The sequence below is a fragment of the Pseudomonas reinekei genome (genome assembly GCF_001945365.1).
Lineage (GTDB): Bacteria > Pseudomonadota > Gammaproteobacteria > Pseudomonadales > Pseudomonadaceae > Aquipseudomonas > Aquipseudomonas reinekei.
The window spans coordinates 75339-87330 of record NZ_MSTQ01000023.1 but is presented as its reverse complement, the minus strand read 5'-3'; the positions used below and the strand labels follow the sequence as shown (position 1 = coordinate 87330).

The 11992-nt window shown below is 60.8% G+C and carries 10 protein-coding genes; 5 read left to right on the top strand and 5 right to left on the bottom strand.

All coding sequences use genetic code 11. From position 1 onward, the window contains the following. Positions 1-401: 401 nt before the first annotated feature. Positions 402-1328, top strand: a complete 927-nt coding sequence (locus BVK86_RS25935) for a HEPN domain-containing protein (RefSeq protein WP_075949091.1) — start codon at positions 402-404, stop codon at positions 1326-1328. A gap of 236 nt (positions 1329-1564) precedes the next feature. Here BVK86_RS25935 and hrpB read toward each other — a convergent pair whose 3' ends face one another. After that, entirely contained in the window at positions 1565-4081 is a 2517-nt protein-coding gene (hrpB, locus tag BVK86_RS25930) for an ATP-dependent helicase HrpB (protein WP_075949090.1), read from the bottom strand. Between the two features lie 100 nt (positions 4082-4181). On the opposite strand from hrpB, the gene BVK86_RS25925 reads away from it, so the two are divergent. Beyond that, complete coding sequence (locus tag BVK86_RS25925; protein WP_075949089.1) at positions 4182-4601, top strand: polyribonucleotide nucleotidyltransferase; 420 nt, start codon at positions 4182-4184, stop codon at positions 4599-4601. Between the two features lie 29 nt (positions 4602-4630). Next, the gene (locus BVK86_RS25920) at positions 4631-5539 is read left to right on the top strand and encodes a cation diffusion facilitator family transporter (protein WP_075949088.1); all 909 of its coding nucleotides are present in this window, start codon (positions 4631-4633) and stop codon (positions 5537-5539) included. Here the strand turns inward: BVK86_RS25920 and BVK86_RS25915 are convergent. Beyond that, complete coding sequence (locus BVK86_RS25915) at positions 5521-6564, bottom strand: DUF6515 family protein (protein WP_075949087.1); 1044 nt, start codon at positions 6562-6564, stop codon at positions 5521-5523. The two genes, BVK86_RS25920 and BVK86_RS25915, sit on opposite strands and share 19 nt — an antisense overlap. Before the next feature lie 435 nt (positions 6565-6999). Here BVK86_RS25915 and BVK86_RS25910 point away from each other — a divergent pair, with 435 nt between their 5' ends. Both BVK86_RS25910 and BVK86_RS25905 read left to right on the top strand, forming a co-directional pair. Next, positions 7000-7479, top strand: a complete 480-nt coding sequence (locus BVK86_RS25910; protein WP_056855781.1) for an Lrp/AsnC family transcriptional regulator — start codon at positions 7000-7002, stop codon at positions 7477-7479. A 247-nt stretch (positions 7480-7726) separates the two neighbouring features. Beyond that, a complete protein-coding gene (locus BVK86_RS25905) occupies positions 7727-7936 on the top strand; it encodes a DUF2788 domain-containing protein (protein WP_075949086.1) in 210 nt (69 codons plus the stop codon). Here BVK86_RS25905 and BVK86_RS25900 read toward each other — a convergent pair. The 3 genes from BVK86_RS25900 to BVK86_RS25890 form a co-directional block, all read right to left on the bottom strand. Continuing rightward, positions 7931-8566 carry a pseudouridine synthase gene (locus BVK86_RS25900; protein ID WP_075949085.1) on the bottom strand — a complete coding sequence of 212 codons (636 nt, stop codon included), beginning with the start codon at positions 8564-8566 and terminating at the stop codon, positions 7931-7933. The genes BVK86_RS25905 and BVK86_RS25900 overlap by 6 nt on opposite strands. A gap of 71 nt (positions 8567-8637) precedes the next feature. After that, entirely contained in the window at positions 8638-10137 is a 1500-nt protein-coding gene (gene amn / locus BVK86_RS25895; RefSeq protein ID WP_173668854.1) for an AMP nucleosidase, read from the bottom strand. A 169-nt stretch (positions 10138-10306) separates the two neighbouring features. Then, entirely contained in the window at positions 10307-11956 is a 1650-nt protein-coding gene (locus BVK86_RS25890) for an acyl-CoA dehydrogenase family protein (RefSeq protein ID WP_075949084.1), read from the bottom strand. Positions 11957-11992: the final 36 nt, after the last annotated feature.

Below are 11992 nucleotides of genomic sequence, written 5' to 3'. Positions count from 1 at the left end.
GAGCACGAGGCCTGCGGCCTCGCGTTTGAATTCAGCGGAAAAAGAACGACGTTGTTTGGTCATCAGACACCTCTATCTGGCGAGCATTCTCGCCTAAATGGGTGTCCGGTTTCATTAGACCACTACACCCCCGGAGCGCACAAGCCGGCGGATTCTGGCGTACCCGTAGGCAACGGCGCAAGCTTGTGTAGCTTTTAGGGGGTAATCTCAAGGACGTTTAAACACGCGCGCTTCGCCAATGTTTAACACGCTGATGCACGCATCCCACAAAAGGTAAAAGCCTGAAAAATTGACGAGGGCTCAGACCTGCATTCCAGGTCGAAGTGTATTGATCGTCCTGAGACAACCACCATGGTCGAAAATAGATTTATCCACTTGTTCCCTTACTGAGGCATCCCGCCATGCAGTCGAAGCCACCTTGCATTGAACGCAGCTTGATCGTTAAGAAAGATCACCGACGCAAGTACGGAGCAAGAATCACGTTTCAAATTCTGCGTTCCGAATACCTGGGTTCTTTTGAGAACGTTACGTTTCTCCTGCCAAGCGGCGCTATTGCCACACTTCGGCCTGGTCTCAGCCTCAGTCGAGAAGCTGGCATCCGTTACGAGCTTGAAGTCGAGGGGTTTTCAACTGCGGCCTTAGCAGAAGAGGCTGGAATGAGCGCTGCCCAAGCAATACTACTTGCGGCTATAACCCTCGACTTTGGAGTGCGATTGAACTACCAAAGTAATGAGCCACCAACCGTTTTTGATCGTTTAGAGCGCGGTGGTCTCAGCACAGTTAAAGGGGAGGCGTTCGGCTCATGGTCTCAAGAGATAGTTGTGCAAGAGCTCACGGACGCCTTTTCCCATACCGTCCGATCTCGCCGCCAAATCCTATCCATGGAGCTCTTCGCCGCGGCAGCCCTGGAATCAAATGACCGAGCAAGATTCGTCATGGCGGTCTCCGCTCTCGAACCACTCGCCGAACAAATCGACTTGGGACGAGAAGTCGCCGACTTTGTCTCAAAGATGTGCTCGGACCTTAAAGCCGACCCGACCATCTCACCTGAAATTCAGAACTCATTACGCGGACGAATACTTCAGTTGAAACGGGAATCTGTCCGACAAGCCTTGTTTCGGCTTTGCGAGAACTGGTTCCCTGGTGACCGCGGTGCTCGGAATCAGATTGATTCGGCCTACAAGCTTCGAAGCGAGATATTGCACGAAGGTAGACTCGCAGACCTCGACGTTGATCTCGCTCATGAAACCCGAAAAGTCGAAGGTTATCTCCGCCGGATCTATGCCAAAGAGTTTGGAATCCAGCTCAGAGTCCCCGTCACAAACTAACTGTCCAAGCAAGAAAGATACGACCAAGCTGCCGACAGACTTATTTGCCGAATAGCTGATTTTCTGTTGATGTCCACTGTTGATTTGGCAATAACCAAAGAGTCACGAAAACAGATCGGCTCCATTTTCGCCAGATCCTGTATCAGCAGAACATCCTGTTAGACTGCGTTGACCGGTTTTACGAATGCTGCGCAGCCGGACGCAGTCTTCGCAAGCTGCTAAAGATTTCGGTGGCATTACTTACGCGGTTTGATCCGCGCAGTAGCTTCAGCCACCAGCGGATCATCCGGCCAATAATGTTTCGGATACCGCCCCTTCAAATCCTTCTTCACCTCGGCGTAGGTGCTGCGCCAGAAGTTCGCCAGATCCTGCGTCACCTGCACCGGCCGCCGCGCCGGGGATAACAGATGCAGCTTGACCACTTGCCGGCCGCCGGCGATGCGCGGGGTTTCGGCCAGGCCAAACAACTCCTGCAAACGCACCGCGAGAATCGGCGGTTGCTCGCTGTAATCCAGACGAATCGATGAGCCCGACGGCACGCTCAAATGATGCGGCGCCAGTTCATCAAGCCGTTGCGGCAGCGGCCACGGCAGCAGGTTGTGGACGATGCTCGACAGGTCGAGGTTGGCGAAGTGGCTGAGCCGCGAGACCTTGCCCAGATAGGGCATCAGCCAGTGCTCAAGGCTTTTGAGCAGCGCAGCGTCGCTAACGTCCGGCCATTCGCTTTCGCCCTTGCCGGCCAGATCCAGCTGACGCAACAACGCTACCCGCGCCTGCCATTGGCGCAGCTCCGGCGTCCACGGCAACAGCTCCAGGCCTTTGCGTCGCACCAGGTTGACCAACGCCTGGCTGCGGGCGGTTTCGTCGAGGCCGGTCAGCGGCTCGCGGCTGAGGATCAGCTCGCCGACCTTGCGCTGGCGTTCGGCGCGCAACACGCCTTCGCGTTCGTCCCAATCCAGTTGGTCGACAACGCGCACCTGTTCGGCCAGCACTGAATCGAACAGCGCCGGATCGAAATCCGCCGCCAGATAAATCCGCTCTTCACGCTGCCCCTGACGACTGCCGAGATCGGCGATCACCAGCCACGGCTGTTTCATCAGGCTGTCGGCTTCGGCGAACAACGCCGCGCGACCGTTGGCCAGCCGATACTCGGCGCCACCGGCTCGGCGCTGTTGAGCAACGCGGTCGGGATAGGCCAGCGCCAGCAGCGCGCCGAGCCAGCGCGGATGATCGGGATCGCTGACCGGCTCCGACGCCGTGCCCCGCAGATAACCGCGATACTGCCGCGCCAGTTGCCGGGCTCGCTGCACCCCACCTTGCGCGCCGCGAGCGGCCCGTTCTTCGCCGGACAAGAGCACCAATCGGCTGTGCAGATCCGCGCCAGCACCGCGCAAGATATCGCGCTCGCCGAGCAATGCCGCGACGTCACACGCCATGTCGGCCAAACCAAGCGCCTGACCGCGCAACAGCAAATGGGCGATGCGCGGATGCGCCGGCAGTTCGGCCATGGCCTGACCGTGGCGGGTCAGCGCTTCGCCCTCCAGCGCACCCAAGCGTTCGAGCAAATCCTGAGCCTGTGCATAAGCGGCTGCCGGTGGAACGTCCAGCCAAACCAACTGGCCCGGCGTTACGCCCCAACGACCAAGTTGCAAGGCCAACCCGGCGAGGTCCGCCGAAAGAATTTCCGCGCTGCCGTAGGCCGCCAGTTGCTCGTGCTGATCCTGCGACCACAAGCGATAACACACGCCCGGCTCCAGTCGCCCGGCCCGACCCGCGCGCTGCGTGGCGCTGGCCTTGGAGATGCGCTGGGTGTCGAGGCGGGTCATGCCGCTGCCGGGATCGAATCGTGGCACCCGCGCCAGCCCGGCATCGATCACCACGCGCACGCCGTCGATGGTCAGGCTGGTCTCGGCGATGTTGGTGGCCAGCACCACTTTGCGTTTGCCCGCTGGGGCCGGATCAATCGCCGCACGCTGCGCGGCGAGGTCTAGTTCACCGTGCAACGGGCAGAGCAGCGTTTGCGTGTCGTTCCCCAGTGCATCCGTCAATTGCTGATGCACGCGCCGGATTTCCGCCTGCCCCGGCAGGAACACCAGCACGCTGCCGGTTTCGTCGTTCAGGGCTTCAAGGATGGTTTGCACCAAGCGTGGCTCGATGAATTCACCGGCCTGAAACGGTCGGCCCCAGCGCATCGCCACCGGGTACATGCGCCCTTCGCTGCGCAAAATCGGCGCGTCGTCGAGCAGCCCAGCCAAGCGTTCGCCTTCAAGCGTGGCCGACATCAAGAGGATTTTCAGCGGCTGATCGTCACGGAACAGTTCCCGACCGTTCAGGCTCAGGGCCAGCGCCAGATCCGCGTCGAGGCTGCGTTCGTGAAATTCATCGTAGATCAGCAACCCCACGCCTTCCAGCGCCGGGTCGTCTTGCAAGCGCCGGGTGAGAATACCTTCGGTGACCACTTCGATTCGGGTGTTGGGGCCGACCTTGCTGTCGAGCCGAATGCGATACCCCACGGTCTCGCCAACCTTCTCGCCCAGCTCACTGGCCAGACGCTCCGCCGCCGCCCGCGCCGCCAGGCGACGCGGTTCGAGCATCAGGATGGTTTGCCCGGCCAGCCAAGGCTCATTGAGCAAGGCCAACGGCACGCGGGTGGTTTTACCGGCACCGGGCGGCGCTTCGAGCACGGCTTCATGACGTGTCGCAAGGGCTTCACGCAGGGCGGGTAAAACTTCATCGATCGGCAAAGAAATCATGCTGGCTCCCAAACAGAGGGGCGAGTATAACGGCGAACTGTTTGGCGTAGTCTGAGCTCAAACCAGTAACGCTCTTAGCGTTCTACTCAGGAGATTTCATATGCGTGTTCCCTTTCGCCTGATCGGCGGTGTTTTGGTCGCAACCTTGCTGACTCAACTGACCGCCTGTGGTTCGATTTTCTATCCCGATCGCCGTGGCCAGATCGACGGCAAGATTGACCCGGCGATTGCCGTGCTCGACGCCGTGGGCCTGCTGTTCTACATCATCCCCGGCCTGATCGCGTTTGCCGTGGACTTCGCCACGGGCGCGATCTACTTCGCACCCGGCGAGACAGCCCAGGTCGCCCCGGAAAAACTCCAGGAAGCCATCGGCGCCGACGGCAAGGTCGATAACCTCAAGTTGCAGACTATTCTGGAACGTGAACTGGGCCGCAGCCTGCCGCTGGATGATCCGCGCCTGATCCAGCACAAGGGCAGCACCCAGCAACTGGCCCTGCTCGGCCTGCAACCTGCCGCGTAATCGGTGCACTTGAAGGAACGACCGCCCTCATGATTTCCAGCTCCGAACACGCCCGCCTGCTGCGGCTGGCGACCCGTGCCTCGGTGGGGGTGGCCTGCACGCTGATCATCGCCAAAGCCATCGCCTGGTGGCTTGGCGGCTCGGTGAGCATGCTCGCCGGGTTGACCGATTCGGCACTCGACGGCGTCACTTCGCTGCTCAACTTGCTGGCGGTGCACTACGCCCTGCGTCCGGCCGATGACGATCATCGCTACGGGCATGGCAAGGCGGAATCATTGGCCGGCATGGCGCAGGCACTGTTCATCGGCGGCAGTGCGGTGCTGATTGCATTGCAGGCATACGAACGTCTCAAGCATCCGGAACCGGTGGGCGCGCCGTGGATCAGCATTGGCGTGATTATCTTTTCGCTGGCCATGACCCTGGCGCTGCTGATGTTGCAGCATCGAGTGGTCAAGGCCACCGGCTCCAACGCCGTACGCGCCGACTCGTTGCACTACCGTTCGGACATGCTGCTCAACGGCAGCATCCTGGTGGCGCTGGTATTGGCCGGATTCGGCTGGTATCAGGTCGATGCCTGGTTCGGCCTGGGGATTGCCGCGTACATCCTCTGGAGCGCGATCACAATCGCCCGGGAAAGCTTTGCGGTGTTGATGGATGAAGAACTGCCGCCGGACGTCAGCCAGCACATGCTGGAACTGGCGTGCAGCGTGCCGGGGGTGTTGGGTGCACATGACCTGCGTACGCGGATTTCCGGCAATCAGTGGTTTGTGCAGTTGCACTTGGAATTGCCGGGGGAATTGACCCTGTCAGTCGCCCACGGCATCAGCGATCAAGCCGCCGATGCGATTCACGCCGCTTACCCGCGAGCCGAAGTGCTGGTGCACGCCGACCCGCAGGAAGTGGTGAAAGCCGCCAGGGCTCACAACGTCACGCGATAACCGCGACTGCTCAGGCAACCGCCCTGGGCTTGCCGGTAGGTTTGCACCACGGTCGGGTCCGGTTGGTAGGTGTCGACACGCGGATCGAAACCACTCTGCTCGACCGCCCAGCGGTAACAATCGTAGCCATCCTGATTGACCTGCTCCGGCGTCTGGCCGTTGGCCGGGTAGGCTTCAACGTCGATGCCATTACCGGTTACCAGCGGCTGTCCGGGCGGCTCGACCACCACGTAATCCTGGGTGCTCTGCTGATAGGCGTAGTACGAGCCGGCAGCCAGGAACAACAGCGAACCGCCGATCCAGACTTCCCGGGCGTAATCAGGCAAATACCGGATACGAATCCCGCGGGGCGGCTGTACCACCACGTAGCGCGGACCTTGCGGGCGATACCAGTAGCCACCGGAGTAGAAATAATCGCGACCGCCATAAGGCACGCGATAGTCCCGATCCGGGAAGCGGTCGATCACATGCCCCGGCCGATACTGGGGGCCTGGGCCCCAACCATTGCCGTGGCCGCTCGGGCGACCTTGCCAATGGTTGTTACCGTTGGACGGTGCACCTATGTAGCCATTCCAGTGCGGGTTGGGATCGTTGCGCCGCGGTTCGTCCTTGTAGTATCCACGGCGCGGCTCTTGGGTTTGCTGCACGGTGTCGGGCCGGGGCTGAATGGGCAAATCATTGGCCGGCAGTTGCGGCGGTGGGGGTGGCGAACGCACCCGACTGTTGTAGTCAGGCGGTGGACGGCTCTGCCATTGGCCGTTGTTCTGGTTTTGATTCGGGCCATTGTTCTGGCCTTGGCCGTTGTGCTCGAACTGGCGGCTGTTGTCGCCACGGATGATGTCGTTGTTCTGCGGGCGCGGCTGATTGTTGCCGCCATGCCCCTGATTATTGTTGCCCTGACGACCGCCGTCGCCGTACTGGCCGCCATCGGGGCTACGGCTCTGCGGCTCATCGGCCAGCGATTGCGCAGTCACACTGACACACAGCAAACCAACACCGGCCAAACGCCAGATGCGCGACTTCATGCTTTTCCTCACTGCGGGTTAGGGCTTGTACGTAAGACTGGAAATGCACAGGCCGGTTCTGCAACAGGTTATCAGTCGCGAAACTTATTTATTGAGGGGTGAAGGGCAAATTTCAGGCAAGAAAAAGGGGAGACCCGTCGGCCTCCCCTTGAGAACTTCGTCCGTGCTCGATGCTTGTGGCATCGGCTCACCTCACGCCGTCTTCTGGACAGTGTGTAGCTCGGGGGCCTGAACATCCCCGGTGGGGTGACGGCCGCGACTGGCCTGATTGGGCGAGTCGCACTGGACTGTTTGTCCGAGCAGTGATTCTGGTGATAAGAATAGGCTCGAGTCGCCGGCAGAGGATTGCGAAGATTGCTGAAATAAACATCACTTGCGCAATTTTTAACCCTGGATAGATAATCTGCCGCAATAGATATGACAAGGGACCGTTTGATGAGCAAACTCGACCGATACGACCTGAGCATTCTGGCTGAATTGCAGCGCGATGCGCGCATCTCCAATCAGGAGCTGGCCGAACGCATCGGCCTGTCACCTTCGCCCTGCTCCCGTCGCGTCAAGCAACTGGAAGACGACGGTTACATCTCCCGTCAGGTCGCCCTGCTCGACCGCAAGATGCTCGGCCTGAGCCTGACCGCTTACGTGCTGATCGGCATGGACCGCCACACCCCGGAGCGTTTCGAGAATTTCGAACAGGCCATCCGCACCTTGCCGCAAGTGCTGGAATGCAGCCTGGTGACCGGTATGGACGCCGACTATCAGCTCAAGGTCGTGGTGCCGGACATGGATCACTATCAAAAATTGCTACTGGGGCATTTGACGCGCATTGAAGGCGTGACCAGTGTTCGGTCGAGTTTTGTGTTGAATCAGGTTTTGAACAGCACCGAACTGCCTTTGACTCATTTGCGCAGCTGATAGAGGGTTGTGGGGCTGACTGTGGCGAGGGAGCTTGCTCCCGCTCGGCTGCGAAGCAGTCGCAAGCCCAACACATGCGGTGTGCCAGAGATAACTCGATTGCAGATTTCAGGGCCGCTCCGCGCCCCAGCGCGAGCAAGCTCCCTCGCCACAGCCGCGACACACTGCCGCAGGCCAATACTGCACGCGACCTGCCAGGCGTATACTCCCCGCGCCCTTTTAGCCTCGCCCGCGCTGGAGAAGTTCGATGGATCCTGCAGTATTCGAAGAGTGGATGATGACCGGACTGGTCAGCATCCTGATCATTTTCATGGGTTTCATCGTCTGGGATCTGGCGAAAAAGTCCAAGGCCGGGCGTTTCGGCTCGTTCATTCTGTTCTTCGTGCTGGGCCTGGGCGTGGCGGCGTTCGTGATCAAGAGCGTAGTGATCGGCCTGATCGAAACCGGCTCCTTATAAGCGCGCCGGCACTTCCTTCCACTGGCCCTGATCGAGACCTTCGATCGTCCAGTCGCCGATCCTGACCCGCACCAACCGCAACGTCGGCAAGCCCACAGCTGCCGTCATGCGTCGCACCTGGCGGTTGCGACCTTCGCGAATCACCAACTCCAGCCAACGGGTCGGCACGCTTTTGCGAAAGCGTACCGGCGGATTGCGTGGCCACAACTCGGGCTCATCCAGTTGCCGCGCCTCGGCGGGCAAGGTCATGCCGTCGTTCAATTCAACGCCATCACGCAAGCGCTGCAACTGCTCGGCGCTCGGCTCGCCCTCCACTTGCACCCAATACGTCTTGGCCAGTTTGTGTTTGGGGTCGGCGATGCGCGCCTGAAGCTGACCGTCGTTGGTCAGCAACAGCAAGCCTTCGCTGTCGCGGTCCAGTCGTCCTGCCGGGTAGATCCCGGGAATCTCGATGTAATCCTTGAGTGTCGCGCGCCCTTCGCCGTCGCTGAACTGCGTCAGCACATCGAACGGCTTGTTGAACAGGATCAGCTTCGGCTCGGCCGGTGGTGCCTTGGCAACACGGCGCGCGGCTGAGGGGGCTGGCTTCGCGCCAGGGCGGCGGGAAACGGGACGTTGTGGACGGGACATGGCGAAGAGAACATCTAGCGGTCAGGGCCCACTATGCTAGTGGCCTGACCGCCAAATGACCACGAGAACAATCAGCGGAACGGCGGCTCGTCGAAGCTGCGCAGTTTGCGCGAGTGCAGCGAATTGAGTTCGGTGCGCAACAGATCGACCGCTTCGATACCGATTTTCAGATGCTGGCTGACCGCGCGTTCATAGAAGGCGTTGGCCGAGCCCGGCAACTTGATCTCGCTGTGCAGCGGTTTGTCCGAAACGCAGAGCAACGTGCCGTAAGGCACCCGCAAACGATAACCCTGGGCGGCGATGGTGCCGCTTTCCATGTCGACCGCCACGGCGCGGGACAGGTTGATCAGCGGTCGCTCCTGAGCCCAACGCAACTCCCAGTTACGGTCGTCGTAGGTCAACACGGTGCCGGTGCGCAGGCGCTTCTTCAGTTCGTCGCCCTTCTCGCCGGTGATGTTTGCCGCCGCTTGCTGCAAAGCCATCTGCACTTCGGCCAGGGCCGGGATCGGAATGTTCGGCGGCACTACCCGGTCGAGAATCCCGTCGCGACGCATGTAAGCATGCGCCAGCACGTAGTCGCCAATCGTCTGCGACTGACGCAAGCCGCCGCAGTGACCGATCATCAGCCAGCAATGTGGACGCAGCACGGCCAGGTGGTCGGTGATGTTCTTGGCGTTGGACGGGCCGACGCCGATATTCACCAGCGTCACGCCGTGGCCGTCGGTGGCGATCAGGTGATAGGCCGGCATCTGGTAGCGGTGCCAGACCACACCGGCGGCAATCGCCGAGGCTTCGCCGTGATCCATGCTCTTTTCGATGATCACGTTGCCCGGCAGCACCATGCGCACGAAACGCGGATCGCTGCGCAACTGCTCCAGGCCATGGACGATGAACTGGTCAACGTAACGGTGGTAGTTGGTCAGCAGGATCCACGGCTGCACATGGCGCCAGTCGCTGCCGGTGTAATGCACCAGGCGGCGCAGGGAGAAGTCCACTCGCGCGGCGTCGAACAACGCCAGCGGCAGCGGATCGGTGTTTTCCCAATCGTACAGGCCGTCAGCGATGCCATCAGTGGCGGCCGACAGATCAGTGCTCGGGAACACCCGTGCCAGCACGGCAGCGGTCACGCCGGAGCCGGCCAGCTCATCGCCCTGCTCAACCACGTACGGATAAGGAATGTTTTGCTGGCTGACACCGACTTCCACGGTCACGGTAAAGTCGTGCATCAACGGCACGAGCTGTTCCAGCAGGTATTTACGAAAAGCCGCCGGATGGGTGACGGTGACGCTGTAGGTGCCTGGCAACTGAACCTTGGCGTAGGCGCGGGTGGTCTGCGGGACTTCGCCCTGGCAATTGTAGGTCAGACGCAATTCGGGATAACGAAACAGCGCACGCTGCTCGGCATCGGGCTCGACACGATCCTTGAGGTAGCGCTTGAGCGCCTGATTGAGCGCGGTGGTTGCACGATTGTGCAAAAGCGCAAGCCGATCCACGGCTTGCTCGGCGGTTTGAACGACAATAAAAGCTTCGGTCACGATCAGCATCCTGTGTTCTGACTTGCAGGCCTTCATCTTGCCTGCATCAAAGCTTCACGGGAACAGTGGCCACGACACAAATGCCTTGAACGCCGCAGATCCAATGTGGGAGCGAGCCTGCTCGCAAAGGCGGTGTATCAGTCAACATCACTGTTGAATGTTGAAACGTCATCGCGAGCAGGCTCCCACAGGGGTCCCGTGGTGATCAGAAACCCTGCGGGGTCGAACGGGCGACAATGGCTTGCACATCCATGCCGCGTGGCAACGCGCCATAAACCCGGCCACCGCCATTTAAGCGGCTGGCGATAAAAGCATCACTGACCGCCGAATTCCCCGCTTCCAGCAACAGCTTGGCCTGCAACCCAAGCGCGATGTCTTCGGTCAACTGCCGGGCGCGATATTGAATGTCGCTGGTGTCCTTGAACGCGGCCTGCAATTGACCGATGTGCGCTGCCAGACGCTTGTCGCCATGACCGTTCCCCAATTCGCTGAACAGCGCATCCAGCACACCCGGCTCTTTCGACAACGCACGCAGCACATCAAGGCACTGCACGTTGCCGGAACCTTCCCACGTCGAGTTGACCGGTGCCTCGCGGTACAGGCGCGGCAGGATGCTGTCCTCGACATACCCCGCCCCACCCATGCATTCGGCGGCTTCGTTGATCATGGCCGGCGCCCGTTTGCAGATCCAGTACTTGCCCACCGCCGTCACCAGTCGGGCGAATTTGGCTTCCTGGGCATCGTCCAGATGATCCAGCGCCCGGCCCATGCGCAGACTCAACGCCAGCGCCGCTTCGCTTTCCAGCGCCAGGTCCGCCAGCACGTTTTGCATCAAGGGTTGTTCGCTGAGCAATCTACCGCCCACCGAGCGGTGAGCGCAGTGATGACTGGCCTGGGTCAGTGCCTGACGCATCAGGGAACTGGAACCGACCATGCAATCGAAGCGGGTCATGGCGACCATTTCGATGATCGTCGGAACGCCACGCCCCTCTTCGCCGACCATCCACGCCAGCGCGCCCCGGAATTCCACTTCGCTGGAAGCGTTGGAGCAGTTGCCGAGCTTGTTTTTCAAACGCTGGATGTAGAACTGATTGCGCGTGTCATCCGGACGATGGCGCGGCAACAGGAAACAGGTCAGGCCCTTGTCGGTCTGCGCCAGGGTCAGGAAGGCATCGCACATCGGCGCCGAGCAGAACCACTTGTGCCCCACCAGTTCGTAGGCCTGGCCCGGACCGCTGGCGCCCACCGGATAGGCCTTGGTGGTGTTGGCGCGCACATCGGTGCCGCCCTGTTTCTCGGTCATGGCCATGCCAATGGTGACCCCCGCCTTATGCGCCATGCCGACGTTGCGCGGGTCGTACTCGGTGGCGAGGATTTTTGGCAACCATTGTTCCGCCAGATCCGCTTGCAGACGCATTGCCGGAACACTGGCGAACGTCATGGTCAACGGGCAACCGCTGCCGGCTTCGGCCTGACTGTGCAAATACGTCATGGAAGCTCGGGCCACGTGGGCGCCGGACTGCGGATGGGCCCAGGGCAACGAGGTCAAGCCATGCTCGACCGCCGTGCGCATCAATTCGTGATAGGACGGGTGGAACTCCACCAGGTCGATGCGGTGCCCGTATCGATCATGGCTGCTGAACACCGGTTTGTTCTGATTGGCCAGAAACCCGGCGTCCATCAACGGTCCACCGGCCAGTGCGCCGTACGCGTCGATCCGCGACTCGGCCCAACCGGCACCGAAACGCCGCGACCACTCCTGTAACGGCAAGTCGATGCGATACAGGTTGGCACCGTCCAGTGACGGCGGCTGATTGGTGACTTCGTGGGTTTCGGCGAACTGATGCAGGTTCATGACGGGCTCCTCTGGTCAGCCAAGGGATTTCAGTTA

Excerpts from the sequence above, each read along its gene's own strand:
- BVK86_RS25905 (WP_075949086.1), top strand. The coding sequence starts at position 7,727 with ATGGATCCTGCAGTATTCGAAGAGTGGATGATGACCGGACTGGTCAGC.
- amn (WP_173668854.1), bottom strand. The coding sequence starts at position 10,137 with ATGAAGGCCTGCAAGTCAGAACACAGGATGCTGATCGTGACCGAAGCT.
- BVK86_RS25935 (WP_075949091.1), top strand. The coding sequence starts at position 402 with ATGCAGTCGAAGCCACCTTGCATTGAACGCAGCTTGATCGTTAAGAAA.
- BVK86_RS25890 (WP_075949084.1), bottom strand. The coding sequence starts at position 11,956 with ATGAACCTGCATCAGTTCGCCGAAACCCACGAAGTCACCAATCAGCCG.
- BVK86_RS25925 (WP_075949089.1), top strand. The coding sequence starts at position 4,182 with ATGCGTGTTCCCTTTCGCCTGATCGGCGGTGTTTTGGTCGCAACCTTG.
- BVK86_RS25920 (WP_075949088.1), top strand. The coding sequence starts at position 4,631 with ATGATTTCCAGCTCCGAACACGCCCGCCTGCTGCGGCTGGCGACCCGT.
- hrpB (WP_075949090.1), bottom strand. The coding sequence starts at position 4,081 with ATGATTTCTTTGCCGATCGATGAAGTTTTACCCGCCCTGCGTGAAGCC.
- BVK86_RS25900 (WP_075949085.1), bottom strand. The coding sequence starts at position 8,566 with ATGTCCCGTCCACAACGTCCCGTTTCCCGCCGCCCTGGCGCGAAGCCA.
- BVK86_RS25915 (WP_075949087.1), bottom strand. The coding sequence starts at position 6,564 with ATGAAGTCGCGCATCTGGCGTTTGGCCGGTGTTGGTTTGCTGTGTGTC.
- BVK86_RS25910 (WP_056855781.1), top strand. The coding sequence starts at position 7,000 with ATGAGCAAACTCGACCGATACGACCTGAGCATTCTGGCTGAATTGCAG.